Origin of the sequence: Microbacterium sp. GCS4 (genome assembly GCF_001262495.1) — a bacterium.
In the GTDB taxonomy this organism is placed as follows: domain Bacteria; phylum Actinomycetota; class Actinomycetes; order Actinomycetales; family Microbacteriaceae; genus Microbacterium.
The window spans coordinates 194,285-220,763 of the sequence record NZ_LGYE01000004.1 but is presented as its reverse complement, the minus strand read 5'-3'; the positions used below and the strand labels follow the sequence as shown (position 1 = coordinate 220,763).

The 26,479-nt window shown below is 67.8% G+C and carries 23 protein-coding genes and 1 pseudogene; 7 read left to right on the top strand and 17 right to left on the bottom strand.

The window, feature by feature from the left end:
* Positions 1 to 97: 97 nt before the first annotated feature.
* The 3 genes and pseudogenes from AKH00_RS15045 to AKH00_RS15035 all read right to left on the bottom strand — a co-directional run.
* Entirely contained in the window at positions 98 to 2,122 is a 2,025-nt protein-coding gene (locus AKH00_RS15045) for an MSCRAMM family protein (protein WP_082297671.1), read from the bottom strand.
* Between the two features lie 72 nt (positions 2,123 to 2,194).
* Entirely contained in the window at positions 2,195 to 3,502 is a 1,308-nt protein-coding gene (locus AKH00_RS15040) for an ATP-binding protein (protein WP_050723654.1), read from the bottom strand.
* A gap of 11 nt (positions 3,503 to 3,513) precedes the next feature.
* Positions 3,514 to 4,344, bottom strand: a pseudogene (locus AKH00_RS15035) (aldehyde dehydrogenase family protein); the annotation flags it as partial.
* Between the two features lie 129 nt (positions 4,345 to 4,473).
* Between AKH00_RS15035 and AKH00_RS15030 the strand changes: the two are divergent.
* On the top strand, positions 4,474 to 5,073 hold the full coding sequence (locus AKH00_RS15030) for a TetR/AcrR family transcriptional regulator (RefSeq protein WP_050723564.1): 600 nt from the start codon (positions 4,474 to 4,476) through the stop codon (positions 5,071 to 5,073).
* A gap of 64 nt (positions 5,074 to 5,137) precedes the next feature.
* Here the strand turns inward: AKH00_RS15030 and AKH00_RS15025 are convergent, their stop codons facing one another.
* On the bottom strand, positions 5,138 to 6,193 hold the full coding sequence (locus tag AKH00_RS15025; protein ID WP_050723563.1) for an LLM class flavin-dependent oxidoreductase: 1,056 nt from the start codon (positions 6,191 to 6,193) through the stop codon (positions 5,138 to 5,140).
* Positions 6,194 to 6,222: 29 nt separating this feature from the next.
* A complete protein-coding gene (locus tag AKH00_RS15020) occupies positions 6,223 to 7,752 on the bottom strand; it encodes a DUF7059 domain-containing protein (protein WP_152926216.1) in 1,530 nt (509 codons plus the stop codon).
* A gap of 98 nt (positions 7,753 to 7,850) precedes the next feature.
* On the opposite strand from AKH00_RS15020, the gene AKH00_RS15015 reads away from it, so the two are divergent.
* The 4 genes from AKH00_RS15015 (at position 7,851) to trxA (ending at position 13,062) form a co-directional block, all read left to right on the top strand.
* On the top strand, positions 7,851 to 9,986 hold the full coding sequence (locus AKH00_RS15015) for a DUF6049 family protein (RefSeq protein WP_050723562.1): 2,136 nt from the start codon (positions 7,851 to 7,853) through the stop codon (positions 9,984 to 9,986).
* A complete protein-coding gene (murJ, locus tag AKH00_RS15010) occupies positions 9,983 to 11,602 on the top strand; it encodes a murein biosynthesis integral membrane protein MurJ (protein WP_050723561.1) in 1,620 nt (539 codons plus the stop codon). The genes AKH00_RS15015 and murJ overlap by 4 nt, the downstream gene beginning before the upstream one ends.
* Positions 11,603 to 11,695: 93 nt before the next feature.
* Positions 11,696 to 12,670 (top strand): thioredoxin-disulfide reductase, encoded by a 975-nt coding sequence (trxB, locus tag AKH00_RS15005; RefSeq protein WP_050723560.1) that lies wholly within the window; start codon positions 11,696 to 11,698, stop codon positions 12,668 to 12,670.
* A 68-nt stretch (positions 12,671 to 12,738) separates the two neighbouring features.
* Complete coding sequence (gene trxA / locus AKH00_RS15000; protein ID WP_050723559.1) at positions 12,739 to 13,062, top strand: thioredoxin; 324 nt, start codon at positions 12,739 to 12,741, stop codon at positions 13,060 to 13,062.
* A gap of 50 nt (positions 13,063 to 13,112) precedes the next feature.
* Here trxA and AKH00_RS14995 read toward each other — a convergent pair whose 3' ends face one another.
* The 12 genes from AKH00_RS14995 to rpmH all read right to left on the bottom strand — a co-directional run bounded on the left by AKH00_RS14995 (position 13,113) and on the right by rpmH (position 23,076).
* Positions 13,113 to 13,646, bottom strand: a complete 534-nt coding sequence (locus AKH00_RS14995; RefSeq protein WP_082297669.1) for a GrpB family protein — start codon at positions 13,644 to 13,646, stop codon at positions 13,113 to 13,115.
* Positions 13,647 to 13,649: 3 nt separating this feature from the next.
* A complete protein-coding gene (locus tag AKH00_RS14990; protein ID WP_050723557.1) occupies positions 13,650 to 13,985 on the bottom strand; it encodes a hypothetical protein in 336 nt (111 codons plus the stop codon).
* Between the two features lie 9 nt (positions 13,986 to 13,994).
* Complete coding sequence (locus AKH00_RS14985; RefSeq protein WP_082297668.1) at positions 13,995 to 15,443, bottom strand: sugar porter family MFS transporter; 1,449 nt, start codon at positions 15,441 to 15,443, stop codon at positions 13,995 to 13,997.
* 62 nt (positions 15,444 to 15,505) lie between these two features.
* Positions 15,506 to 16,471 (bottom strand): ParB/RepB/Spo0J family partition protein, encoded by a 966-nt coding sequence (locus AKH00_RS14980; protein WP_082297667.1) that lies wholly within the window; start codon positions 16,469 to 16,471, stop codon positions 15,506 to 15,508.
* Entirely contained in the window at positions 16,471 to 17,346 is an 876-nt protein-coding gene (locus AKH00_RS14975; RefSeq protein ID WP_235556798.1) for a ParA family protein, read from the bottom strand. The genes AKH00_RS14980 and AKH00_RS14975 overlap by 1 nt, the downstream gene beginning before the upstream one ends.
* A 1,810-nt stretch (positions 17,347 to 19,156) precedes the next feature.
* Positions 19,157 to 19,615, bottom strand: a complete 459-nt coding sequence (locus AKH00_RS14970) for an AAA family ATPase (RefSeq protein WP_200903872.1) — start codon at positions 19,613 to 19,615, stop codon at positions 19,157 to 19,159.
* 396 nt (positions 19,616 to 20,011) lie between these two features.
* On the bottom strand, positions 20,012 to 20,644 hold the full coding sequence (rsmG, locus tag AKH00_RS14965; RefSeq protein ID WP_050723554.1) for a 16S rRNA (guanine(527)-N(7))-methyltransferase RsmG: 633 nt from the start codon (positions 20,642 to 20,644) through the stop codon (positions 20,012 to 20,014).
* 34 nt (positions 20,645 to 20,678) lie between these two features.
* Positions 20,679 to 21,170 carry a Jag family protein gene (locus tag AKH00_RS14960; RefSeq protein ID WP_050723553.1) on the bottom strand — a complete coding sequence of 164 codons (492 nt, stop codon included), beginning with the start codon at positions 21,168 to 21,170 and terminating at the stop codon, positions 20,679 to 20,681.
* A complete protein-coding gene (yidC, locus tag AKH00_RS14955; RefSeq protein WP_050723552.1) occupies positions 21,167 to 22,237 on the bottom strand; it encodes a membrane protein insertase YidC in 1,071 nt (356 codons plus the stop codon). Before yidC ends, AKH00_RS14960 begins: the two co-directional genes overlap by 4 nt.
* Before the next feature lie 3 nt (positions 22,238 to 22,240).
* Entirely contained in the window at positions 22,241 to 22,591 is a 351-nt protein-coding gene (gene yidD, locus AKH00_RS14950) for a membrane protein insertion efficiency factor YidD (RefSeq protein ID WP_050723551.1), read from the bottom strand.
* Complete coding sequence (gene rnpA, locus AKH00_RS14945) at positions 22,588 to 22,932, bottom strand: ribonuclease P protein component (RefSeq protein WP_082297666.1); 345 nt, start codon at positions 22,930 to 22,932, stop codon at positions 22,588 to 22,590. Before rnpA ends, yidD begins: the two co-directional genes overlap by 4 nt.
* 6 nt (positions 22,933 to 22,938) lie before the next feature.
* Positions 22,939 to 23,076 carry a 50S ribosomal protein L34 gene (rpmH, locus tag AKH00_RS14940; RefSeq protein WP_022879826.1) on the bottom strand — a complete coding sequence of 46 codons (138 nt, stop codon included), beginning with the start codon at positions 23,074 to 23,076 and terminating at the stop codon, positions 22,939 to 22,941.
* Between the two features lie 316 nt (positions 23,077 to 23,392).
* On the opposite strand from rpmH, the gene dnaA reads away from it, so the two are divergent.
* Together dnaA and dnaN are read left to right on the top strand one after the other, a co-directional pair.
* Positions 23,393 to 24,787, top strand: coding sequence for a chromosomal replication initiator protein DnaA (gene dnaA / locus AKH00_RS14935; RefSeq protein ID WP_050723549.1), 1,395 nt, complete (start codon positions 23,393 to 23,395; stop codon positions 24,785 to 24,787).
* 496 nt (positions 24,788 to 25,283) lie between these two features.
* Positions 25,284 to 26,426, top strand: a complete 1,143-nt coding sequence (gene dnaN, locus AKH00_RS14930; RefSeq protein ID WP_050723548.1) for a DNA polymerase III subunit beta — start codon at positions 25,284 to 25,286, stop codon at positions 26,424 to 26,426.
* Positions 26,427 to 26,479 lie beyond the last annotated feature (53 nt).

Sequence of the window (26,479 nt, the reverse complement as noted above, 5' to 3'; positions counted from 1 at the left end):
GGGCGACACGCCGCCCAGCATCCGTTCGTCGCGGCGTGTCGGGCGCGTGCTCCGAAGTTGTGCTCGCGGATGCCAGAGCGAGATGCAGTGAGCTGAGTCAGTCGTCCTCGCGGCGAGCGCGGCGTCGCGACACCGCGAAGAGGATCGCGCCGAGCACGAGCACACCCGCACCGGCGCCGGCCCACACGAACGTGTCGGGGCTGAGACCCGTCGCCGGGAGCCGTCCGCCGTTCGCGCCGCCGGTTCCCGACCCGCCGCCGGTTCCGGGAGTCCCGGGAGTGCCCGGCGTGCCCGGATCGACCGGCGGGACCTCGTCGACCGCGAGGGTGAAGTCCTGTTCAACGACGACCTCGCCCGCGGCCGTGATCACGACCGTGCGGGTGGCCGAGCCCACGATCGTCGTCCCCGCGGGAGGCGTGATCGTGAGCGTGTACGTGCCGGGTGCCAGGTCGCCGAGACTGTAACCCCCACCGGCATCCGTCGTGAGCTGCTGAGTGCCCGCGCCCGTATCGACCGTGATGACCGCCCCGCTGACGGGGTCGCCGTCGTCGGTGAGGACGGTGCCGGAGAACGCGCCGAAACGCGCGAGTTCGAAGTCGACATCGGCCACATCGACCGTCGAGACGGTCTCGCTGCGCGTGGTCGCATCCACGGCGGAGTAGCCGGCCGGGATGCTCATGGTGATCTCGTAGGCCCCCGACGGCAGCCGCGGGAACGAGTAGTCGCCGTTCGCGTCGGTGACGGCCGTGAGAGCGGGCTCACCCGGGGCGGTCGCCGTGACGGTGACCCCGGACACGCCGCCGCCGTTCGCGAGCACCGTTCCGCTCAGGGTCGGGTTCTCGACGAGCGTGAAGCCGACGTCTTCGATCGGATCCTCGCTGCCCGGAGGCACGACGACAGGCTGGAGCGGGCTCGTGGTCGAGTACCCCGGCGGAGGCGTGACGACGACGCTGTGCGGACCGACCGCGACGGTGTCGAAGATGTAGAAGCCGTTCGCGTCGGTCGTCGTGGTCTGCGTCCCGTCGACGGAGACCGTGACACCCGCGATCGGGTTCCCGTCGCCGTCGACCACCTGTCCCGACACCGCGACGGGCACGATCGGCCGCACCTGGAAGTCGGCAACCGCGTCATCGGTCGTGAGGTCGACCTCCTGCGTCGGCGATCCGACCGCGATCGTGCCGTCCGGTGGCGTCACGCGGGCCGTGTAGCCGGGTGCGGCGACGACGCCGGGGAACGTATACGTCCCGTCGGGGAGGGTCGTCGTGGTCGCGACGACCGCGCCGTTCGCGTCGGTGAGGGTGACCGTCACGCCCGCCTGCGGCACCGCGCCGGGGTCGGTCACGATGCCCGTGACGTCGCGCGCGATCGAGGCGAACCAGGTCTGGTAGACGGGGAATCCCGCACGACGCGTGAAGACGAACGACAGTGAGCTGATCGATGCGTTCGGCTCGAACCAGGCCGAGGACCCGTTCGTGTCGGCCGCCGCCGCGTTGCCGGTGAGGGTCAGGGTCGCGGGATCCCAGGCGGGGACGTCGGCCGCGTCTCCCGTGCACGAGGGCTTTCCGGTCACCCCGGGCGCGCAGTAGTTGAAGCCGCCCTGGAACCCGAGCTCCGCGGCGGTGAGCGCCTGGCCGTTCGGCCCGACCGCCTGGATGCGCACGGAGTCGGCGTCGATGTCGCCGAGCACGAAGGCCCACCCGGCGCTCGGCGTTGCCGTGGCGAAGGAGTAGGTCGTGGTCGAGGGACTCGTCGCGTTGTCGGCTCGTGGTCGGAGGTTGAGGTACGACTGCCCGACGCTCGACCCGTACTTCGCGCCGACGGGCGTTCCCTCGGCCAGCCACACCGATGCGCCCGAGATCACGCCGACCTGGCCGGCACGGGAGTCGCTGGTCACGGAGGCGGTGAGGTCGGGCGTCGAGGCGGTCCGCACCGACGACGTGTAGGCGCCGCCCGTGCCGACGAGCGGCTGCCATGTGGCCCACGTCGTGGTCGTGGCTGCGGCCGCCGGGATCGCCCCGACGAGCACCAGCCCGAGGGCGACGGCTCCCGCCAGGATCCCGCGCGTTCTCGATCCTGTCGCTGTTGCTCGTGTCTTCGGTGCTGCTGTCCTCGACGCACGCATGCAGCCAGAGTACCGGCATACCGGTTGAGTGGGGAGGGGTGGGCGGAGCCGACGTCGTCCGCGCTGCTCGTGTCAGGTGCGAGCGAGAGCCGTGATGTCCGCGCCGAACTCCGCGATCATCGCGCTCGACGTGGACGGAGTCGTCTCAGCGATCGCGTGGCGGTAGAGATCCCGATCGAGCACCTCGGGCGCTCGCCGACCATCGCGCGATCGCACCGCCGTCTCGAATGCCGCCTGCGATGCACGGCGCGCGGCGAACTCGATGTCGGCGGGTGAGAAGCCCTCCGACATGTCGGCGAGCTCCCTCGCATCGACGGGTACACCAGGCGGGAGATAGCGCGCCCAGATCGCGCATCGCGCATCGGCGTCGGGCAGTCCGATGGGGATGATGTAGTCGAATCGGCCATGGCGGAGGAAAGCGCGATCGAGCGAACGGATGAAGTTGGTGGCGCAGAGCAGCAGCCGGCCGTCACGCTGCTTGAACGCCGGGATGCATTTCAGGAGCTCGTTGGTCACCGCCTGGTTCGGTGAGGGCGGATCGCCACTGCGGTGCGAGGCGATCTCCTCGACCTCGTCGATGAAGACCACCGCATGCGCCATCTCTCCGATGTCGACGAACGCCTGCCGCAGAGACGCCGCGAGTCCCGCGGGCTCGGCTGCGAGTCGGGAGGGCCGGAGCTCGATGAACGGCCACCCCAGTTGCGAGGCGATCGCGCGCGCGAAGGTCGTCTTGCCCGTGCCCGGCGGACCGAAGAGAACCGCCGCACGCGGTGCGACCACCCCGAACTCCGAGGCGAGGCCAGCCTGCGCGAGGGGCAGCACCAGCCGCGTATCGATCAGCTCTTTCTCCCGGTGCATCCCCGCGAGCGCGTCCCAGAGGCCGTGATCGAGCATCTGCCCGCCGAGCCTGTTGAGGATGTCGAGCTCGTGCGGATTGACCGTGAGGTGCCGTTCGAGATGCACCATCTCGGTCGCGTTCGTGAACCCGCTGTTGTGGAACGCCAGCAACCGATCCTCTGTCGCAGGGACGAGCACCGTGATCGTGGTGGCCCCGCGTTCGAGCGCGCGCTTCTCGAGGGCCGCCAGTAGAGCGCTGCCCACTCCACGGTGACGGTGATCCTTGTCCTGGGCGAAGAGCAGCACCTCCGCTGTATCGCGTTCCACGCGAGCGACCACGGCGCCGATCACCCGGCCCGACGCCACCGCCACGACACCGAGCCCGGACTCGCACGCCGCGACCACGTCGGCGAGCCGATGCACCGTGTCCTGGTGCGGAGCGGTCCACTCGTTCCAGAGCTGGACGATGCGGTCCAGATCCTCCGGTCGGTAGTTTCGCGTCCGCGGTGCACCGGCGTCCGGCTCCGTCGTCGCGGCGTCCATGATGCGCCCCGTCACGCCGTGCGGATGAGCTTCTTGTTGACGAACTCGTCGGCTCCGAGGAAGCCGAGCTCACGGCCGATCCCGCTGCGCTTCACACCGCCGAACGGCAGCTCGGGGCTGTCCGCGAGCACCAGGTTGACGTAGACCATGCCCGCGTCGATCCGATCGGCCACGCGTGCCGCCTGCTCCGGGTCGGTCGTGAAGAGGTAGGAGCCGAGACCGAACGGGGTGCCGTTGGCGATGCGGATCGCATCCTCCTCGTCCACCGCGCGATGCACGACAGCGACGGGACCGAAGAACTCCTCGCTCCACGCCGCCATGCCCTCGGTCACCCCGGTCAGGACGGTGGGGGCGAAGAACGCGCCGTCACGACCGCCGCCGAGCACCACCTGCGCCCCCTGCTCCTTCGCCGCGACGACCTGACGTTCGAGCGCCTCGGCCGCCTCGACCGACGACAGCGGCCCGAGCACGGCATCCTCCGACCTCGGGTCGACGGCCGGGTGCGCGGCCATCCCCGCGACGAACTTCTCGAGGAACTCGTCGTACAGGTCCGCGGCGACGATGAAACGCTTAGCGCCGTTGCAGGACTGACCGCTGTTGTCGAGTCGCGCGTCGACTGCGGACTGCACGGTCGCGTCGAGGTCGGTCGTCGAGAGCAGGATGAACGGGTCGGACCCGCCGAGCTCGAGCACCACCTTCTTGAGATGGCGGCCGGCCACCTCGGCCACGCTCGCGCCGGCACGCTCGGATCCCGTGAGGGAGACGCCCTGGACGCGGGGGTCCGCAATGATCGCCGCGGCCTGATCGTTCGAGATGTACAGGTTGGTGTACGCGCCGTCCGGGTGTGCGCTGTGCGCGGGTGTCGTCGGTGGTCATGTCGTACACGTTAGCACACTGTACTAGCACAGTGTGCGGGCACGGTGTACCAGTACGCTGTGCCGAGCCTCTAGACTCGTTCCGGGAGGTCGGACATGGGCACACGCGAGCGCATCCTCGAGGCGACGACGGAGATGATCCGCGAGGGAGCCGAACGATTGAGCGTGCGTGCGGTCGCGGCCCGCGCGGGGATCGGCGCGAGCACGCTGCGCCACTACTTCCCCACGCAACGCGACCTGCTGAACGCCTCCCTGACCGCGACCTACGACGAGGCGATGCCCGACGAGCGGATCCGAGACACCTCGGTGCCGCCGCGCGAGCGCCTGCGTGAATGCCTGCAGCGTCTGCTCGAGCCCTTCGGTGGTCCCGACGCCGCGCGCGACGTCTGGCTCAGCATCTTCGAGGCGTTCGCCGGCCCCGACGCCACCCCCGAGGCTCGCGCCGGCTACGAGGTGCTCGAGGCGCAGGCGGCCCGCCGCGTCGGCGCGTGGCTCGCGATCCTCGAGGACGAGGGGGTGCTCGCGCCGGGCGACACGGATCGCCGCACGCACCTGCTGCTCACCGTCGTCGACGGTCTCTCGATCGCACGGGCTCTGCCCCGACGTAGCACGCACCTGGAGGACGAGGCCGCAACCCTCGCCCGGACGGTCGACGCCGTGTTCGACGTGCCGTTCCCCGCACGCGCGACCCCCTGACCCGGGGTTCACCGGAGACGACGAAGGGGCGGATGCCGCGGCATCCGCCCCTTCTGTCCGTCCGCTAGACCGGGTCGCCCTGCACGGGCCCCTCGGTGTTGGGCTTCCAGCCGAGAGCCGGCGCGACGTGCTCGGCGAAGGCCTCCAGCACGTGAAGGTTGTACTCCGGGCCGAGCTGGTTCGGGATCGTGAGCAGCAGCGTGTCGGCGGCCATGACGGCCTCGTCGGCGCGCAGCTGCTGGATCAGCACGTCGGGCTCGGCCGCGTAGGTCTTGCCGAACGTCGAACGGAATCCGTCGATCACGCCGACCTGGTCGGCGTTCTCCTCGCTGCGCAGCCCGAAGTAGGCGCGGTCCATGTCGGACACGAGCGGGAAGACGCTGCGGCTGACCGAGACGCGCGGGCGGCCGGTGTGACCGGCCTCCTTGTATGCCGAGCGGAACAGCTCGATCTGCTCGCGCTGCAGCTCGTGGAACGGCTGACCCGTCGCCTCGGTGACGAGCGTCGAGCTCATCATGTTGAGCCCCTTGCGCCCGGTCTCCTCGGCCGTCGCACGCGACCCCGATCCCCACCAGATGTGGTCGCGCAGGGTCGGCGACTGCGGCTCGATCTGCAGGTAGCGTCCCGCACCGACCATGCGGGGGTCTCCGGGGGCGAGCCCCTCGCCGTCGATCGCACGCAGGAACAGGTCGAACTTCTCGCGGGCGAGCACGCTGCCCCGCTCCGGGTCCTCCTCGTCGCGGAAGCCGAAGGTCTCGTAGCCGCGCAGAGCCGTCTCGGGTGAACCACGGCTCACGCCCAGAGCGATGCGACCGTCGGCGATGAGGTCGAGCGCCGCGGCCTCTTCGGCGAACTGGAACGGGTTCTCGTAGCGCATGTCGATCACGCCGGTGCCGACCTCGATGCGCTCGGTGCGTGCGGCCATGGCCGACAGCAGCGGCATCGGCGACGCCGCCTGGCGCGCCCAGTGGTGCACCCGCACGGAGGCGCCGTTCACGCCGAGCTCGTCTGCACCTTCGGCGATCTCGATGGTCTGCTTCAGCATGTCGCCCGCGGTGCGGGTCGCCGAGCCGGGCACGTCTGCGTAGTGCCCGAAGGAGAGGAATCCGAAAGCCTTCATGATGTATGCGAACGCATGGATGCCGTCGGCTATTCCGCCGGCAGGAGGAACCCGTCCACGACGAGCGCTCGGATCCGCGGCTCCAGGTCTGCCCAGAGGTCGGCGAACGGCACCTCGAACAGGTCGGCGAGCGCCGCCGCGATCTGCATCACCGTGAGCTCCCCGTCGCACGCGCCCACGAACGCGGCGAGCGCGGAGTCCACCGAGACCGTGCGAGCGAATCCGCCTCCCTGACGCAGCTCGATGATGCTGGGGTCGTCGTTTCCGGGAAGCAGATGCCGCGCCTCGGTCACGTCGGCGGACGTCACGAGCGAGATCGGGAGCCCGTCCGCGAGGAGGTCGTGCGACGCGAGGCCGGCGCGCAGCGCCCCGCCGACGTTCGACACCGGCTGGGTCACCGATTCCAGGCGCCGCAACGATGCCGCACCGATCGGGCGCCGGATGAGGATGTACCCGAACCCGATGGCCGTCACGCCACGGTCGGCGAAATCGTCGAGCCAGGCCGTGAGCAACGGAGTGAACGCCGCGTCGCGCGGAGTCGTGCCGCCGTCGCGGATCCACAGCTCCGCGTAGCCGAGAGGGGTGAGCTCCTCGCGCTGCACGACCCAGAGGTCGAGATCGGCCGGCACCCACGACGCCAGCCGATCGAGACCCGCCCGTAGCGCGAGCTCCGCCTGACCCCCGCGCGACTCCCAGTTGCCCAGCAGCTGTGCCACGCCGCCGACCGTGAGGAAGGAAGGCACCGTCGTCACGAACTGCTCGACCAGGGCATCCCCGATGAGGCCGCCGTCGCGGTACTCGTACTCGGGCACCCCCTCGACGCGGGGCGTGATGACGAACGGCGGATTCGACACGATCAGGTCGAACGCCTCACCCGCCACCGGCTCGAACATGCTCCCCCGGCGGAACTCGATGTTCCCGACGCCGTTCAGCTGCGCGTTCAGCTCGGCGTAGGCGAGGGCGCGGGCCGAGATGTCCGTCGCGACGACGGATCCCGCGTGGCGCGCGACGAGCAGCGCCTGGATGCCGCATCCCGTGCCCAGATCCAGAGCGCGCTCGACCTCAACGGGCATGATGATCTCCGCGAGAGTGCGCGAAGCCCCTCCCACCCCCAGCACGTGGTCGGCGGGAAGAGCGCCGTCGAGCGCCACCTCGTCGAGGTCGCTCGCGATCCACCACTCGCCCATGCCGTCGGCGTCGACGAAGGACTGCGGGCGCACCAGGGCGGTCGGTACGACGTCGTCCCCTTCGGCACGTGCGAGACCGAGGCGAACGAGACCGTCGGCTCCCACTCGCGGGAGCGCCCGAGCCACGGCATCCGTCGGCTGCCGCATCCCCAGCACCAGCAGGCGACCGAGGGTCGCCAGGATGCCGTCGTCCCCACGCGTCGCGCGGAGGATCGGCTCGCGCATACCGCGAGCAAGCGCGTCGTCGGCCTCCTCGCCCCACAGGCGTCGGAGCGGCTCGGAGCGGAGGTCCGCGGCGTCGAGATCGGCGGCGAGAGCCGTGCTCAGGGTCTGATCGGGTACGGGCGCGGGGGTGTCGGACACGGCCGTCACTCTACGCGCCTTCAGGGTTCTCCTTCGCGTGGACGCCTAGAATCGCAAGGTCACCACTCACGGGCGGCCCGGACTCCCGGCGCCCGAGGAAGACCTCCATGACCGCGAGCATCCCCGAGAACGGCCTGCGCGCGCGCCTTCTCCGCCTGGCGCGCCGCTCCGTCGTCGTCGCCACGGTGCTCGGACTCTGCGCCGCGGGCGCCGCAGGAGCCACGACCGCCACGGCGGCGACCGACGCGGACGATCCCTCCGTCGAACTCACCGTCTCCGCCGGGACACGCGGCACCGTCGCACCCGGCAGTGCCACCACAGCCTCCCTGACCGTGCAGAACGGCTCTGACGTACCTCTGTCGTCCGGACGGATCACGGTCGAGCTCGGCGGCACTCCCCTGGGCGACGAGGCCGCACTGTCGGCCTGGCTGGACGACGCCGACACCGCCGGTACCGCCGACACCTTCGCGCAGATCGGCACGGACACCACCTCCCCGGTCGAGCCCGACGCCACCGTCGCCTCGACCCTGCTGATCCCCGCCGAAGCTCTCGCGGGCCTCACGCCGGGTGTGTACCCCCTGCGCGCGACCCTCTCGGGAGTGACCGACGACGCGGACGAGGATCCCGTCGTCTCGACCTCTGTGCTCGTCGTGTCCGAACCCGCGGCGGGCCCCATCGCGATCGTGGTCCCGATCACCGCGACGCCCGCGGACGGCGCACTGCTGTCCGCAGAGGAGCTCACGACGCTCACCGCGGCCGACGGTGCGCTCACCGCAGCGCTCGACGGTGTCTCGGGCACCTCGGCTGTGCTCGCGATCGACCCCGCGATCCCCGCAGCGATCCGCGTGCTCGGGTCCGCGGCCCCCGAACCCGCGACCGCATGGCTTCGTCGATTGGACGCCCTCCCCAATGAGCGTTTCGCCCTGCAGTTCGGTGACGCCGACCTCACGGCGCAGTCGCAGGCCGGACTCCCGGCCCCGCTGAGTCCGACGACCCTCGCGCCGTTCCTCGACCCGAGCCGCTTCACCGCGACACCGGCGACGCCCACACCCGACGCCTCCGGCGCGCCGGCGCCGACCCCCGCTCCGACGGACGGCCCAGTGCTGCCCGATGACGACGCGTTGACGACCGTCGACGGTGCCACCGCCGGCGTCATCTGGCCGCGCAGCTCCCTCACGGACGCCGATCTCGCGACCTTCGCGAGCTATTTCGGCGACTCGACGGTCACGATCCTCTCGTCCTCGTCCACCAGCGGATCCATCGGCGGACATTCGACGATCGACGGGCACGACGTCCTCGTGACGGATGCCGCCGCCTCCGGCGCCCTGTCCCGCGCCGCGAGCGAGAACGACTCCGCCGCGCGTCAGGCGCTCCTGGCGGAGGCGAGCGCGCATCTGTCGCTCTCGGGGCGAGCGAGCACCGAGGCTCCCGTCCTGGTGGGTCTGTCCCGCGATGAGACGCGCTCGTCGGACGCCCTGAAGGAGACGATCAGCGCGGTCGACACCCTGGGCTTCGGGCTCACCGGCATCCTCTCGGCGCAGCCCGCCGTGACGACTCTGACCTCAGAGGCCGACACCGAGCGCGCAGCCGACCTGCAGCGGATGCTCGCCGGTGAGCCCGTGCTCGGAGACTTCGCGACACTCCTCGACGACCCGCAGCTGCTCCTGAGCCCGAAGCGCATCCAGATCATGCGCGCCTCGGGCGTCGGCCTGGGCGACACCGCCCATGACGAGGCCGTCGAGGCCGTGGAGGACGCCACGGCCTCGACGCTGAACGCCGTCGACATCCCACCCGGCAGCACCATCCAGCTCCTCTCGGCGAATGCCGACCTGCCGTTCGCGGTGCGCAACGACCTCCCCTGGCCCGTGAACGTGCGACTCTCGGTGTCGCCGAGCGACCCCCGGCTCGAGGTCGAGTCCCCGCAGGAGGCCACCGTGCAGGCCGGCACGACGCAACGCATCAAGGTTCCCGTCTCGGCCCGCGTCGGCAGCGGCGAGGTGAACCTGCGCCTGCAGCTCTCCAGCCCGACCGGGGTCACGATCGGCCAGGTCGAGAGCGTCCGGGTGTCCGTCCGCGCCGAGTGGGAGACGATCGGCCTCGTGGTGTTCGGCGGTCTCATCGTGCTGCTCCTCGGACTCGGGACGATCCGCACGGTCGTGCGGCGACGTCGCGAGCGCGAGACCTCCGAGGCAACGGATCAGGATGCCGTGGACTCGTCGCCCGCCGCGGAGGAGCACTCGTGAGCGGTCTGGGGCGCGCGAGCGCCATCATCGGCGCGGGGACCCTGATCTCGCGGGTGACCGGTCTCGTCCGCACCATCGTCCTCGTCGGCGTGATCGGCTCGGTCGCCGCCGGTGCCGCGGACTCGTTCGCGATCGCGAACCAGCTCCCCAACAGCGTCTTCTCTCTGATCTCTGTGGGAGTCCTGACGGCGGTCATCATCCCGCAGATCGTCAAGGCCACAGCGGATGCCGACGGTGGCAACGCCTTCATCTCCAAGCTGTTCACGCTCGGCACCGTCGTACTGGTCGCCGTCGCCGCGGTCGCCACGATCGCCTCGCCCTGGCTCGTGCAGCTGTTCTCGAGTGAGAAGGCGACGCCGGAGTTCCTCGCCCTCGCGACCGCCTTCGCCTACTGGTGCATGCCGCAGATCCTCTTCTACGGCCTCTACGCGCTGCTGGGCGAGGCGCTCAACGCCCGCCGCATCTTCGGGCCGTTCACGTGGGCCCCGGTCGTCAACAACATCGTCTCGATCATCGGGTTCCTCATCATCGGGGCGCTCTTCGGCGCACCGCTCATGCGGATCGAGCAATGGACACCGGGCATGATCGCCGCGCTCGGCGGCACCGCCACGCTCGGCATCGTCGTGCAGGCCGTCGTCCTGCTGGTCTTCTGGCGGCGCACGGGTCTCGCCCTGCGCCCGGACTTCCGCTGGCGGGGAGTCGGCCTGGGTAACGTCGGAAAGCTCGCCGGCTGGACCTTCCTCATGGCGGTCGCAAGCCTCGTCGCCGGGCTCGTGCAGACACGCATCCTCACCGAAGCATCGGACCTGGCAGCCTCCGTCGCAACCTTCCAGTACGCCTGGCTCATCTTCATGCTCCCGTACTCGATCATCGTGCTGTCGATCGGGACCCCGTACTTCACGCAGATCAGCGAGCACGCGGCCGCCGGGCGGGACGACGAAGTGCGGGCCGACATCGCGCGCAGCATCCGCACCCTCCTGTTCTTCATCGTCGCGGCGGTCGCGGCCGTCGTCGCCGCCGCCATCCCGGCCTCCCGCATCTTCACGAACGCCGCCTCGGATGCCGAGGACGCGGCGCTCGTGCTCGTGTGCTTCCTCGTCTGCCTGATCCCGCTCACCGTGCTGTTCATCGTGCAGCGCACGTTCTACGCCTACGGCGACACGCGCACGCCCTTCTGGTTCACCTTGTTCCAGAGCGTGCTCGTGGTGGTGAGCGCCCTCGCCGCGCAGTGGATGCTCGCCGCCGATGTGATCGGGATCACCTCTCTCGCGGCCACGATCGCGCTCGGCCAGTCGATCGCGAGCACCATCCAGGTCGTGGTGGCGACGTGGCTGCTGCACCGCAAGATCGGCGGACTGCAGATCCGGTCCTGGCTCTCGGCCGTGGCGCGCTTCGCGATCGCCGGCATTCCCGCCGGATTCGCCGGCTGGGGCGTGTTCCTGCTCCTCGGCGGTACGGAGGGTTGGACCACCGCCGACAAGCTGCAGGGAGCGATCGGCACCTGCATCATCGGCGCGGCCGTGGTCGTCGTCTACCTGCTGATCCTCGCCCTGCTGCGCTCCCCCGAGCTCAAGGTCGCCGGGTCCCTGCTGCGCCGGTTCCTGCCGGGACGCTGAGCCCTCTCGCGCGGGAATGCCGCGCGGTTACCATGGGTTGAACCAGTCGAGCGTCTTCCGACGTCTCAGCAACGCTTCGATCACGGAGAGCACATGCGTCAGGTCATCATCATCGGCTCCGGCCCCGCCGGATTCACCGCCGCCATCTACGCGGCGCGCGCGAACCTCAAGCCGCTGCTCATCGCGAGCTCGGTCGAGGTCGGCGGCGAGCTGATGAACACCACCGAGGTCGAGAACTACCCCGGCTTCCCCGAGGGCATCCAGGGCCCCGAGCTCATGGCGAAGTTCCAGGAGCAGGCCGAGAAGTTCGGCACGGAGGTCGTCTACGACGACGTCACCGAGCTCGACGTCGCCGGCCCCGTCAAGAGGGTCACCCTCGGCAGCGGCACCGTGCACGAGGCGCAGTCGCTCATCTACGCGACCGGCTCCGCCTACCGCAAGCTCGGCATCGAGGGCGAAGAGCGCCTCTCGGGCTACGGCGTCTCCTGGTGCGCCACCTGCGACGGCTTCTTCTTCCGCGAGAAGACCATCGCGGTCGTCGGCGGCGGCGACTCGGCGATGGAAGAGGCGACGTTCCTCACGCGCTTCGCCGACAAGGTCTATGTGATCCACCGCAAGGACACCCTGCGCGCGTCGAAGATCATGCAGGAGCGCGCGTTCGCGAACGAGAAGATCGAGTTCGTGTGGAACAGTGAGGTCGCCGAAGTCCTCGGCGGCGACACCGTGACGGGCGTGAAGCTCACGTCCACGGTCGACGGTTCGCAGCGTGACCTCGCCCTCGACGGCCTGTTCATCGCGATCGGCAACGACCCGCGCACGCACCTCGTGCACGACAAGCTCGACCTCACGGCCGAGGGCACGATCTGGGTCGACGGCCGCTCGTCGAAGACCTCGGTGCCCGGTGTCTTCGCGGCCGGCGACGTGATCGACCCCACCTACCGTCAGGCCATCACGGCTGCCGGCTCCGGTACGGTCGCGGCTCTGGATGCCGAGCACTTCCTCGCGGATTTCGATGACGCCTCGGTCGAGGTCCCGGCCGCCGAGGCCGCGGAGATCATCACCGCCTGAGCGGCGGGGAACAGTTTCACCTCGCCCGCTGTTGTAGCAGGCGAACCTCGAATCAAGGAGAACTACTGATGAGTGCAAAGACTACGAGCCAGGCGACCTGGGAGCAGGACGTCCTTCAGGCCGAGGGTCCCGTGCTGGTGGACTTCTGGGCCGAGTGGTGCGGCCCGTGTCGTATGGTCGCCCCGGTGCTCGACCAGATCCAGGCCGACAACCCCGACAAGATCACCATCGTCAAGCTGAACGTGGACGAGAACCCGCAGCTCGCGATGCAGTACCAGATCACCTCGATTCCCGCGATGAAGGTGTTCCAGGGCGGAGAGGTCAAGACGACCATCATCGGCGCCAAGCCGAAGCACGCCCTCGAGCAGGATCTCGCCGCCTACATCGGCTGATCCCCCAGATCGCACGAAGGGCCGTCACCCCCACGGGTGACGGCCCTTCGTCATTCGCGCTTGTCCGAGACGGGGACGGAGGACAGCCCGCGCGCTGCGCGAGCCTGGTCGACGAGTTCCTGGACGATCGGGGTCTTGGCGTCGTTGTACGACGCGGTTCCGCGCGCAGCGGCCGCCACCGCATCGCACTTCGCATGCGCGTAGCGCGCAGCATCCTCAGGATGCGTCCGCAGCCAGTCGCGCAGGAGCCGCTGGTTCACGGCATCCCAGTGCTCCGCCTCGAAGAAGTGCGCGATCGCCGTGCGGATGCCGTCGCTCTCCCGCACCATCACAGGGTGCGTGCGCACACCACTGCCGACAGCCCACCCGGCGCGCTCGAGCGCGGGCCGATGCGTCTCGAACTCGCCGTGATCGGAGACGCGGACCGCGAGGTCGATGATCGGCTTGGCCCGCAGACCGGGCACCGCGGTCGACCCGATGTGCTCGATGACCCACTCCGGATCCGCCACCGCACGGATGCCGTCGGCCAGCTCCGCGAAACGCTCAGGCCACGCCGAGTCGTAGGCCACCAGCATCCGCGGCATGCGTCAGGAGGCGTCGGCGATCGTCGGATCCCAGCGGCGATGACGCTGCTTCTCGTCGAGCAGACCCCACACCGCCGGTGTGAGCTCCGGATACTCCAGCGCGATCTGGCGCAGCACGCGGTAGTGCCGGGCCTCATTCGGACGCACACCGTCGTTCGCGGTGATGTTGTCGGCACGGAGCAGGTAGACGACCAGCTCGTCGACGCTCGGGAGCTCCTCCATGAAGTCCCACGGATCCTCGCCGCCCAGCAGGCGCTCCTGGATCAGCACCGCGAGCTCGTCCGACGCCTCGGCGCGCAGCACTTCGAGGCTGGCACGGCGGGGAACGGACTCGGTCATGCTTCCAGCCTACGTCGGCTTCGGGCGTCCCCGGCGCTGCACGGTGAGTTCGTCGGACATCTCCTCCAACTCCTTGCCCTTGGTCTCCGGCACCTTGAAGTACACGAAGAAGAACGACAGCAGCGCGAAGAACGCGTAGAAACCGTAGGCGAAGGTGAGTCCGATCTCGGCGAAGACGGGGAACGTCGTCGAGATGAAGAAATTCGCCGCCCACTGCGCCGCGGCCGCGACCGCCAGTGCTCCGGCGCGGATCGAGTTCGGGAAGATCTCGCCCAGCAGCACCCACACCAGCGGACCCCAGGTCGCACCGAAGAACACCACGAAGCCGTTCGCACAGATCAGGGCCACGGTCGCCCAGGGGTCGGGCAGCGTGGCGGTCCCCTCGGCGTTGAGAGTGCCGAAGGAGAACGCGAGCGCCATGAGTCCGAGCGTGACCGTCATGCCCACCGAACCGACCAGCAGCATGATGCGCCGACCGACCTTGTCGACCAGCAGAATCGCGATGATCGTCACGACGATGTTCGTCACGGACGTGATCACGGAGGTCAGCAGTGCGCTCGACTCGTCGAAGCCCACCGACTGCCACAGAGTCGTCGAGTAGTAGAAGATCACGTTGATGCCCACGAATTGCTGGAACACCGAGAGCAGGATCCCGACCCACACGATCGGTTTGAGGCCGAGCCTGCTGCCGCGGAGGTCGCGCAGGGACTCGCTCTTCTCCGTGTCGATCGTTCCGGTGATCTCCGTGATCTTCGCCTTGACGTCGACCGTGCCGGTGACGGTCTGCAGCACCTCGGAGGCCTTCTCGATGTCGCCCTTCCTCACCAGATACCTCGGCGACTCGGGCAGCCGCAGCGACACGAGCCCGTAGACCAGAGCCGGGATCGCCGCGACCATGAACATCCAGCGCCAGGCAGTGAGGCCCCACAGGGGCTGATCCGCCTCGCCGGCGATACCGGCCAGCAGCGCGTCCGACAGGAGGGCCGCGAAGATACCCGTCACGATCGCGAGCTGCTGCAGCGATCCGAGTCTGCCGCGGATCGCTGCCGGTGAGACCTCCGCGATGTAGGCCGGTGCAATCACCGACGCCGCACCCACGCCGAGCCCGCCGATCACGCGCCAGATGATGAGATCGACGACGCTGAACGCGAGTCCGGAGCCGATCGCGGAGATGAAGAACATCGCCGCGGCCACCACCATGACGGGGATTCGTCCGCGTCTGTTCGCGATCGGGCCGGCGAACCAGGCTCCGACGGCGCAGCCGATCAGCGCCGAGGAGACCGCGAAGCCCTTGAGCCCGACGCCCAGATCGAAGCCCGACACGGTGCCCGCGAGAGCATCCACCGCCCCGTTGATGACCGCGGTGTCGAAGCCGAAGAGGAATCCTCCCAGCGCGGCCGCGATGCTCACGGCGATCACCTTGCGCCGGATGCCTTCGGCATTCTGTGCTGTGGACATTGTCGACCCCCTCGTCACGATGGAGCGAGTCTAGGGGACGAGTGCCCTCAGCGGGCGGTCATTCACGCCGAGCCGTAGCTCGACTCCCCCAGTTCCTCGAGAATGCGATTGAGATCCTGGATGGACGCGAAATCGATGGTGACCTGGCCTTTGCGAGCGCCCAGCGAGATCTTCACGCGGGTGTTGAGGCGATCCCCGAGATTGCCGGCGACCTCGTCGAGGTAGGCGCGACGAGCACCGGGGGTCGGCTTGGCGCTGCGTCCGGGAGCCGAGGGAGTGCTCTTCGCGGCCTCCTCCGTGGCGCGGACCGAGAGGTCCTCGTTCACGACCTTGTCAGCGAGACGCTGCATGGCCTCGGGGGAATCGAGACTGAGGATCGCTCGGGCGTGACCCGCGGTCAGCACTCCGGCCGCCACCCTCTGCTGCACGGGTACCGGCAGCTTCAGGAGGCGGATCGTGTTGCTGATCTGCGGACGCGATCGGCCGATTCTGGTCGCGAGCTCTTCCTGAGTGATCCCGAAGTCCTCGAGCAGCTGCTGATAGGCGGATGCCTCCTCGAGCGGGTTCAGCTCCGAGCGGTGGAGGTTCTCGAGCAGGGCGTCACGCAGCAGGTCTTCGTCCGCGGTGTCGCGGACGATCGCCGGGATCGCGTCGAGGCCGGCCTCGCGGGCCGCACGGGTGCGCCGCTCCCCCATGATGAGCTCGTAGTCGCCCTCGCCGTTCTTGCGGACGACGACCGGCTGCAGCACGCCGAACTCGCGGACGCTGTGCACGAGTTCAGCGAGATCCTCCGGGTTGAAGTGCGTGCGAGGCTGACGCGGATTCGGCACGATCTTCTGCGGATCGACCTGGATCAGATGGATGCCGGGGACCGTCTCGAGGTCCGGTGCGTCGACGACCTCTGGTGCGGGCTGCTCCGTAGGACGGATGCTCGTGCCGGGGAAGAACACGTCGACAGGACGCTCTGCCTGATCGGCGGTGGGGATGAGTGCGCCGATGCCGCGGCCCAATCCGGTGCGCTTGGCCATCATTTCTCCTTGCTCTGCGACGCAGCACGCGACGCGATCTCGACAGCGGCTTCGCGATACGCGATCGCACCGGCAGACTGCCCATCGTAGGCGATCACGGTCTGTCCGAAGCTCGGGGCCTCCGACACGCGGACCGACCGAGGTATCACGGTCTCCAGCACCTGCGTCGGGAAGTGACTGCGCACCTCGTCGGCCACCTGCTGGGCGAGCCGTGTGCGTCCGTCGTACATCGTCAACAGGATCGTCGACAGGTGCAGACCTGGGTTGAGGTGCTTCTGGATCATCTGGATGCTGCCGAGCAGCTGACTCAGACCCTCGAGGGCGTAGTACTCGCACTGGATCGGGATGAACACCTCGGATGCTGCGGTGAAGGCGTTGATCGTCAGCAGGCCCAGCGACGGCGGGCAGTCGATGATGACGAAGTCCATCGGGTGGTCCTCGAGGTAGTCGAGGAGTGCGCGACGGAGGCGGTGTTCACGCGCCACCTGTGCGACGAGTTCGATCTCAGCCCCGGCGAGGTGGATCGTGCTCGGTGCGCAGAAGAGGTTCTCGTTCTCGGGGCTCGGCTGCACGATCTCTGCGAGGGGGAACTCCTCGATGAGGACGTCGTACACGCTCGGAGTATCGGCGTTGTGCGGCACTCCCAGAGCTGTCGAAGCGTTGCCCTGAGGGTCGAGATCGATCACGAGGACCTTGGCCCCGAGTCCTGCGAGAGCTGAGGCGACGTTGACGGCGCTCGTCGTCTTGCCGACACCGCCCTTCTGGTTCGACACCGTCAGGATCCTGGTCTCCCCCGTGAACTCCATGCGTACGCCTTCGAGTGCGCGGCGGCGAGCGGAGAGGTCGGCGAGTTCCCGCGCGAGCGGCGTATCCATCCCGAAAGCGTCCTTCGGTGATGCCTGTTCGGACTGTTTCACGTGAAACATCCACTCCTTTCGGGACCGTCTTCCACTCTAATCGCTATCCCCGACGTGTCAGAGTCTCGGTGCATCGTCGGCGACGGCGACCCGGTCGGTGGGTGGGAGGTGGCGGCGTGCGTCATCGATTCCACCCGTGTGACCGGCGAAGCACTCGCGTTCCACCGGCTGGGCTCCGGGCGGGACAGCGGCGACAAGCTCCTCCCCCGGTGGGCACCTCTGTCGGACCGCATCTCGACACCCGCTTCACCCGCGTGCCGTGGTGAGGAGTCCTGCTCCGGGACCGGCCACCGATGGCGACATGCGAAGAGGGAGGTTGCCTACCCGTGGTCTCGTCGCAGTCGCGTTACAACCTCGGCGCAGTCTCGTCGCAGCGTCGGGCGACCATCGCGGTCACGCAAGCGAGCCGTTCTCGCGGCTCGCTCTTCGATGGCGGTCCCTGCTGAACTCGTCACACGAGTGCCCCGACCCATATTCATCCCTCCCGGAGAATCTCAGGGTTGACCCTGACCCATCAGGCTTCCGGTGCGCCTGCTCTCGCGCTGACGACGCCCCCTAATGTCTCGGCAGCGTCGATTCAAGGGGAAGCCCCTCACGACACCACCGCGCTCACGGGCACCCTCGAGTGTGACGCGCATCAGGGCCTCGCAGTCGCGCGTTTCTCTGCGTTGACGATGTTTTACGTGAAACGCGCGAACCCATGGTGACACCTGTTGCCCTATGCTCCGCTCGCTTCGAGTGGTGGAGCGGCCGGGCGGCGTTTGCAGTGACGGTGAATCTCGCCGGAACTGCATGCCTGCCGACGGGGACTGGCACTCCGGATCGGCATGGCTCCGAACTCATTGGCGCGATGTGTTTCACGTGAAACGCACCGCACCGCGGCTGTATATATCCTCCTGGACCCAGTTCGATACAGATGCTGACGTAGCCGGCAGGGTGGCGTCCGCGGCGACGAGGTGCCTCCGCCGGAACTGCACGCCCGCCAATGTGCTCTGACACGCCCGATCGGCATCGCGCCGAACCTACTGGCGCGATGTGTTCCAGGTGAAACACTCTGAACCCGCGGCACATCCGTCCGCCTCGACCCAGCTCGATCTGGGTGGTCTCGTCGCCTGCCGTGGGGCATTCGCGGAGACGAAGAGCTTCGGCTGGAAGTTCATGCCCGCCGATGTGCACGTGAACTCCGTATCGGCATCCCGCCGAGCCTATTGACCGGAGATGTTTCACGTGAAACACAGTGAACCCGCGGCACATCTGCCTTTCTCGACCCAGCTCGATCTGGGTGGTGGCGTCGCCAGCAGCGGGGCGCTCGGAAAGACGAGGGGCCTCCGCCGCAGTTGCATGCCCGCCAGTGTGGACTGGCCCTCCGGATCGGCATCGCGCCGAACTAGCGATGTGCGATGTTTCACGTGAAACACACCGACCCCCATGCCAACATCTGTTCGCCTGAACCCAGTTCGATTCGGGTGGTGGCTTAGCCGGCTGGCTGGCGTCGCAGTGTCGAGCTTCTCCGCCGAAACTGCGTACCCGCCGATGAGGACTGCGTTCCGGATCTGGATCGCGCCGAATCTATTGGTGTGAGGTGTTTCACGTGAAACACAGTGAGCCACGGAGAGAACTGTGTGCCTGGACCCAGTTTGATTCCAGCGGTCTAGTACCCGGCAGGTGGCGTTCACGGTGACGAGATACTTTCACCGGAGTTAGATGCTCGCCGACACGGACCACACTCCAGCCCGGCACGACCCAGAACCCCTTGGTGCGAGATGTTTCACGTGAAACGGCGGGGAACCGCGAGGAGATCGACGATCTCGTCCACGGTGGTCTCGAGAGGCTGAGTAGTCTCGATCACCTCCGTTGCCGTCGCTCGAAGCAGGGGTTCCACGGTGTGGGTGTACTCCAGAATCTCCTCTCGCTCGGCCGCCGATGATCCATACGGGTTCGTCCGGCGAGACGTGACGCGCTCGATCAACACCGACGGGGGCGCGGTGAGCAGCACGACGTGATCGAACATGTCGTACAGCATCCCCTGATTCTCGACGGTTCCCGCCACCACGATGTCGTCGTTCTCACGCAGCAGTCTGCCAACCGCTTCCAGGTCCCAGGTCCCGTCCGCGCTCTTCCAGTCGCCGTAGTCCGTGTCCACCGCGACGATCCCCCGCTGAGCGATCCCCTCGACCACCGTCGACTTGCCGACCCCGGACATCCCGGTGATGAGTACCCGTCCCATCCCCTCACGCTACCCATGTTTCACGTGAAACATGCGCAGCATCTCCCCGCAACGTTTCACGTGAAACATCCACCCCCAGCGTCCAACCGCACGTCGATGCCCTACCCCACGGTCACCCGCAGTCGTCGAGCGAAGCGATCACGCTACCCCTCGTCATCCGCAGCAATCGATCGATGCATCGTTCCGCACCGGGATCTTCGGGATCACAGGAACGGTCGGGTGGAGGGGTGTCCTCGGGAAGGAGCATCGGGAGGGGCCCGCGAAGCGGGAGGGTCCCCGCTCTGCTCTTTCCCGAGGAGCACCCCGCAACCCGACACACACAGAAACCAGCGCGAGCACCGCACACAGGAAACCGCACCAGCACCGGCAGAACTCAGCCCGACACTGCCGACAAGCTCAGGACCGAACGAAAGCCCGAACCACTCGTGTGACCTCGGCGTCGGGAAGAACTCCCTCACCGAGCACCTCGACGCGGACATCGGACAGCCGGAACTTCTTGATCTGCTTCTGCGCCGCGTCGATTTCCTTGGCGGCGTTGATGCCCTTCAGGAGTACCAGCTCTCCTCCGTCGCGCGCGAGCGGCGCGGTCCAGGGCAGCAATGTCCGGAGCGCACTCACGGCTCGAGCGGTGACCACATCGAAGCCTTGCGGCCGGTGCACCTCCTCCGCGCGGGCGCGCAGGACGTCGACGTTGTCGAGTCCGAGAGCCTCGACCTGTTCCGTGAGCCAGGTGACGCGTCGCTCCATGGGCTCGATGAGCGTGAAATGCACGTCTGGGCGGGCGATTCCCAGCACGATCCCCGGCAGCCCTGCCCCGGACCCGATGTCAGCGACCGTTCCATGGAACAGCGGTGCGGCGAGCACGCTGTTGAGAATATGTCTGGTCCAGAGGCGCGGAAGCTCCAGGGGGCCGATCAGCCCGCGCTCCTCACCCTGGTCTGCTAGTGCGGCCGTGAAGGCGCGCGCGAGTTCGATGCGGTCGCCGAACAGCTGCACCGCGGTGGCGGGCTCGGTCTCGACGATCGTCATGCAGACTTCTCAGCGCGATGTTTCACGTGAAACGTCAGTGACGGCGCAGCACGGTGTGGCGGTCGGCGCCCTCACCGTAGGACTCGGAGACGAGACCGTGCTCGGCGGCGATGTCGTGGACGAGCTTCCGCTCGTAGCTGGACATCGCGGGGAGCGAGGCCTGCGATGCACCGTCGTCGAGCTTCGTCGCCGCCGCGCTCACCAGCGTCTCGAGCTGGCGGCGCCGGGCATCGCGCGAGCCACCGATGTCGAGGATGAGGCGAGAGAACGAGCCGGTCTTGTTCTGCACGGCAAGACGGGTGAGCTCCTGCAGTGCCTGGACCGTATCGGGCGCTGAGAGCAGGGACAGACCGTCGCCCTCGGCCTCCACCGACACATACGCCCGTCCCTGCCGGACATCCAGGTTCAGATCGCCGTCGATGTCGGCGATGTCGAGCAGCTCTTCCAGGTAGTCCGCGGCGACGTCGCCCTCGTTCTCGAGGTCGGCCACCGACGGCTCGACGGTCTCGGTCAGGTTGTCGGTCATGCGCCGCTCCCCTTCTTCTTGGCACGCTTCTTGCCTACGGGCTGCTGACGCTTCGGTGCTGCGGCCTTGGCCTTCTCGACCTCGTCCAGCATCCGCTGCTGCTCCGCCTCATAGACCGCCATCGAGACGACCTTGCCGGAGGAGTCGATTGCCTTGCCCTTGCGTGCGAGTCGCTCTTCACGAGCCTTCGCCGCCTCGGAACCGGGGGTCGGCATCTCACGGATGACGAGGAACTGCTGACCCATCGTCCACAGGTTCGAGATGAACCAGTAGATGACGACGCCGAGCGGGAAGAACACACCGGAGAAGATGAAGCCCAGCGGCAGCACGTAGAGCATGATCTTCTGCATCTGGTACGCCTGGCCGGTCTTGGCCTCGGGCGACAGGTTCTTGGAGATGATCTGCAGCTGCGTGAAGAACTGCGAGGCGATCATGAGGACGACCAGGACCACGAGGATCACGATCGCAACGGTGTTCCCCGCGTCGAACGCGTTGCCGAGGTTCTCGTGCAGGGACGCGACACCGAACAGCTGCGCGTCGTAGAACTCCTTGGTGAGCTCCGGAGTGAGGAGCCCGACGCCGCCGATCTCGAGCTTGGCGTGCTTGCTGACATCGTTGAGCACGCTGAACAGCGCGAAGAAGATCGGCATCTGCACGAGGAGCGGGAGGCAGCTCGACATCGGCGTCGTGCCGTGCTTCTTGTACAGGGCCATGGTCTCGCGACTCATCGCCTCACGGCTGAGCTGATCCTTCTTGCCCTTGTACTTCTCCTGAACTTTTCGCAGTTCAGGAGCAATTTCCATCATCTTCCGCTGGCTTTTGATCTGCTTCACGAAGAGCGGGATCAGCGCAGCGCGCACCACGACCACGAGGCCGACGATCGAGAGCACCCAGGTGAGGCCGGATGCCGCGGGCAGACCGACGGCGGTCAGCAGCCAGTGCCACGCGACGAGCACCATCTCGACGAGCCACTTGAGCGGCCACAGGATGGTCCCGAGCAGGTCGAACCCGCCGGACGCCGGCTCCGGCGACGGGGTGGTGCTGGCGAGCAGGAGATCTAGACCCACCGGTCAGTCCTTTCGGGAGGGGACGACGAAACCGTGAGCGGTCAGGTCGTAGCGGAAGTGTTCGTGCGGACGGACGTCATCGACGCCGCCGTGGCTCCAGGGATTGCAACGGAGGATGCGCCAGGCCGAAAGGGCTGCCCCTTTCACGGCGCCGTGCTGTTGCACCGCCCCTACAGCGTAAGCCGAACAGGACGGGTAGTAGGCGCACACGTCTCCGTACATCGGAGAGATCACCCGCCGGTAGCCGGCCAGGAACCCGAGAACGAGATTGCGCGGTACGAGGGGGATGCTGCGGAGCACGTCCCTCGAGTCGAGATGCGCCGTCCCGATCGACGAGGCCGGCAGGGCGGTCATGCTCGCACCTGCGCGAGACGACCGAGGCAGCGGTTGACGTCGGCGCTGAGCTCGGAATAGCTCGCGGTCGCGGACGCAGGAAGGGCACGGATGACGACATCCGTGCCCTCAGGCACCCGCGAGAGCGCCTCCGCGCAGACGGCTTTGAGCCGCCGACGCACGGTGTTGCGCACCACCGCGGTGCCCACCTGCTTGCTGATGATGAATCCGAACCTCGCGGCTCTGCTCTCACCCGTCGTCAGCATGGACGTGACAACCCGGGCTCCGCCACACCGCGATCCGCGTCGAACGACCAGTCGATAGTCGCTCCCGCGGGTCAGCCGGAACGGGCGGGCGAGCACAGCGGTTTACGCGGAGAGCTCGGTGCGGCCCTTCGCGCGGCGGGCCGAGAGGATGGCGCGGCCGGCGCGGGTACGCATGCGGGCGCGGAAGCCGTGCTTCTTGGCGCGACGACGGTTGTTGGGCTGGAAGGTGCGCTTGCTCATGGAATCACTCCGGGAATGGTGTCACCGGGATCTGTGCGTCCGGAGACAGAGGGAACTGCCGTACAGGCATAAGTCAACCGACTAAGGGTACGTCGCGACGGCGCACAGAGCAAATCTGCGCGCTGATCCGGTGCTCGCCCGCGGAGATCCGCACAGCCATTATCCACAACCCCGTCCTCGTGCGCGGGCGCAACACGCGCGCGGTATTCCAAGGCCAGGTTGCCGTTCCCGGCGGCGATGACTACCGTGGCATCCGAAGTTATCCACAGGGAGGCCGCATCCGACGACGCCCCCCGCGATCCCCTCCCGGAGCGTCATGTCCTCACCAGCCCAGCCCGACGTCCCGATCTGGACCACGGTGCAGGAGCTGCTGGAGGCCGACGATCGCGTGACACCTCAACTGCAGGGCTTCCTCAGTCTGGCCGTGCCCGCGGGCGTGATGGCGGCGACTCTTTATCTCGAAGTGCCGAACGATCTCACTGCAGCGCAGATCAACAAGCGGCTGCGACTTCCGATCATGGAGGCGCTCTCTCATATCGGCGAGGAGGTGACCTCCTACCGGGTGGTGGTCAACCACGAGCTCGCCGACCAGCCGACGGCTCCGATCGCCGTAGCCGACTTCGGCCGCCAGGAGCAGGTGCGGATCGAGTCCCCCATGGAGCAGGCTCCCGCGCCGATGCGCCACGAGTCGCGTCTCAACCCGAAGTACACCTTCGACAACTTCGTGATCGGGCAGTCCAACCGCTTCGCGCACGCCGCGGCGGTCGCGGTGGCCGAGGCGCCGGCCAAGGCGTACAACCCTCTCTTCATCTACGGGGACTCCGGTCTCGGGAAGACGCACCTCCTGCACGCGATCGGCGACTATGCGCAGTCCCTCTACGCCGGCGTCAAGGTCCGGTACGTCTCGAGCGAGGAGTTCACGAACGACTTCATCAACTCGATCGCGAACAACCGCGGCGCTGCCTTCCAGGCTCGCTACCGCGAGGTCGACATCCTTCTGATCGACGACATCCAGTTCCTGCAGGGACGTGCGGAGACGCAGGAGGCCTTCTTCCACACGTTCAACACGCTGCACGACCACAACAAGCAGGTCGTGATCACGAGCGATGTCGCTCCGAAGCTGCTCACCGGCTTCGAGGACCGCATGCGCAGCCGTTTCGAGTGGGGTCTCATCACCGACGTGCAGGCGCCCGACCTCGAGACCCGCATCGCGATCCTCCGCAAGAAGGCTCAGAGCGAGTCGCTGCACATCCCCGACGAGGTGCTCGAGTACATCGCGACCGTCGTCTCGTCGAACATCCGCGAGCTCGAGGGCGCGCTGATCCGCGTGTCGGCGTTCGCGAGCCTCAACCGGTCGCCGCTCGACATCTCCCTGGCGCAGACGGTGCTGCGGGACATCGTCGACACGGCCGAGGACAACATCATCTCGCCGACCGACATCATCACGGCGACCGCACAGTACTTCAAGCTGACGGTCGACGACCTGTACGGGTCGTCACGCTCGCAGCAGATCGCGACCGCCCGGCAGATCGCGATGTACCTGTGCCGCGAGCGCACGAACCTGTCGCTGCCCAAGATCGGTCAGCTGTTCGGCAACCGCGACCACACCACCGTCATGTACGCCTACAAGAAGATCAGCGAGCTCATGAAGGAGCGTCGATCGATCTACAACCAGGTGACGGAGATCACCACGCAGCTCGGTCGCCGCTGAGCAGCGTCTTCACTCCGGAAAAAGGGGGTGCGGCGTCCGACAGGACCCTGCACCCCCTTTCTGTCGCGTGTGCGTGCCGTTCGCGGCATCCGATCGATGCCTCTTTGCACATGTGGATAACTTGTGGATGATCGACCTCCACATCGGGACGGATGTGGGGGAAACGGCTCGACCTGTGGATAACCGTGAATGGACGATTCACGCGAGGGATGCCGTACACCCGCGGATTCCTCAGGGATTCCACAACTGACAATCGTGTAGTTCCCTACTCGCGACTGCTTTCCACCGACTTATCCACAGTATCCACAGGTGTTAACACCGTTAAGGAGTTAAGTCAGATCAGGGGCGATCCGATCACCAGACGGTGGGGAAAGTCGACCGACGCGGTGGAATGGACCGGGCGTAGGGATCAGAGCGACTGTGGGGCTAGCATGGGAAGCCCTGCACTGGCAGGACCGATCACGACGCGTCACAGAACGACGACAAGGGAGCACCCGTGAGGTTTCAGGTCAACCGCGATGTCTTCAGCGAGGCTGTGTCCTTCGTCGTCAAGCTGCTTCCGCAGCGCAATCCGCAGCCGATCCTCGCAGGCGTCCTGATCGAGGCCGACGGATCGGGGCTCACGCTCTCCGCCTTCGACTACGAGGCATCCGCTCGCACGACGATCGAGGCGACGGTGGAGACGCCGGGCACGATCCTGGTGCACGGTCGTCTGCTGTCGGATATCGCGAGCCGTCTCCCGAACGCTCCGATCGAGATCGCCGTCGAGGAGGACGGCGGCATCGCGGTCACCTGCGGGTCCGCACGGTTCACGCTCGCGGCCATGCCGGTCGAGGAATATCCGTCGATCCCCGAGGTCTCCGGTTCGTCGGGCGTGGTCCCCGCCGACGAGTTCGGCACCGCGATCTCGCAGGTCGGCTTCGCGGCATCCCGCGATGACGTGACCCCCGTGCTCACCGGTGTGCAGCTGGAGGTCACGGGTCAGAGCCTGAGCCTCGTCGCCACCGACCGCTACCGGGTCTCGCTCCGCGACGTGCCGTGGGACGGCGAAGCCGTCGAGACCACAGCGCTCGTTCCCGCACGCACCCTGCTCGAGGTCGGCAAGACCTTCGGTCACGCCGGCACGATCCAGATCGCGTTCTCCGGTGCCGGCGACCGCGAGATCATCGCTTTCACCGCGGGCAACAAGACCGTGACGTCGCTGCTGATCAAGGGCAACTTCCCCCCGGTCCGCCGCCTGTTCCCGGAGCAGACCGACCACTATGCGGTCGTCAACACGGCGGATCTCGTCGAGGCCGTGCGGCGTGTGGCCCTGGTGCTCGATCGCGCCGCACCGCTGCGGTTCACGTTCTCGTCCGACGGCGTCACCATGGACGCATCCGGCAGCGAGCACGCCCGCGCCTCCGAGTCGGTCGACGCGATCCTCTCGGGCGGCGACGAGGTCACGCTCGGCTTGAACCCGCAGTACCTCATCGAGGCTCTCGGCGCGGTGAAGAGCGAGTTCGTGCGCGTGACGTTCACCTCGAGCGACAACGCCAACAAGCTCAGCCCCGTCCTCATAACGAGTCAGACCTCGGTCGACCAGGCCGGTCTGGACTCGTTCAAGTACCTGCTGCAGCCCAACCTGCTGCTGCGCTGACGCGCATCCCTCGACGGCCCGACGCTCGCCTCGAGCGCTGTCGGACCCCGAAG

Bases quoted from the DNA above. Each gene is read 5' to 3' on its own strand.
- AKH00_RS15015 (WP_050723562.1), top strand. From the start codon at position 7,851: ATGACCGCGAGCATCCCCGAGAACGGCCTGCGCGCGCGCCTTCTCCGC.
- rpmH (WP_022879826.1), bottom strand. From the start codon at position 23,076: ATGAGCAAGCGCACCTTCCAGCCCAACAACCGTCGTCGCGCCAAGAAG.
- AKH00_RS14980 (WP_082297667.1), bottom strand. From the start codon at position 16,471: ATGGCCAAGCGCACCGGATTGGGCCGCGGCATCGGCGCACTCATCCCC.
- AKH00_RS14985 (WP_082297668.1), bottom strand. From the start codon at position 15,443: ATGTCCACAGCACAGAATGCCGAAGGCATCCGGCGCAAGGTGATCGCC.
- AKH00_RS15045 (WP_082297671.1), bottom strand. From the start codon at position 2,122: ATGCGTGCGTCGAGGACAGCAGCACCGAAGACACGAGCAACAGCGACA.
- AKH00_RS15025 (WP_050723563.1), bottom strand. From the start codon at position 6,193: ATGAAGGCTTTCGGATTCCTCTCCTTCGGGCACTACGCAGACGTGCCC.
- AKH00_RS14975 (WP_235556798.1), bottom strand. From the start codon at position 17,346: ATGGATACGCCGCTCGCGCGGGAACTCGCCGACCTCTCCGCTCGCCGC.
- rsmG (WP_050723554.1), bottom strand. From the start codon at position 20,644: ATGACGATCGTCGAGACCGAGCCCGCCACCGCGGTGCAGCTGTTCGGC.
- dnaA (WP_050723549.1), top strand. From the start codon at position 23,393: ATGTCCTCACCAGCCCAGCCCGACGTCCCGATCTGGACCACGGTGCAG.
- trxB (WP_050723560.1), top strand. From the start codon at position 11,696: ATGCGTCAGGTCATCATCATCGGCTCCGGCCCCGCCGGATTCACCGCC.
- trxA (WP_050723559.1), top strand. From the start codon at position 12,739: ATGAGTGCAAAGACTACGAGCCAGGCGACCTGGGAGCAGGACGTCCTT.
- AKH00_RS14990 (WP_050723557.1), bottom strand. From the start codon at position 13,985: ATGACCGAGTCCGTTCCCCGCCGTGCCAGCCTCGAAGTGCTGCGCGCC.
- AKH00_RS14970 (WP_200903872.1), bottom strand. From the start codon at position 19,615: ATGGGACGGGTACTCATCACCGGGATGTCCGGGGTCGGCAAGTCGACG.
- AKH00_RS15030 (WP_050723564.1), top strand. From the start codon at position 4,474: ATGGGCACACGCGAGCGCATCCTCGAGGCGACGACGGAGATGATCCGC.
- yidD (WP_050723551.1), bottom strand. From the start codon at position 22,591: ATGACCGCCCTGCCGGCCTCGTCGATCGGGACGGCGCATCTCGACTCG.
- AKH00_RS14960 (WP_050723553.1), bottom strand. From the start codon at position 21,170: ATGACCGACAACCTGACCGAGACCGTCGAGCCGTCGGTGGCCGACCTC.
- AKH00_RS14995 (WP_082297669.1), bottom strand. From the start codon at position 13,646: ATGCCGCGGATGCTGGTGGCCTACGACTCGGCGTGGCCTGAGCGTTTC.
- AKH00_RS15040 (WP_050723654.1), bottom strand. From the start codon at position 3,502: ATGGACGCCGCGACGACGGAGCCGGACGCCGGTGCACCGCGGACGCGA.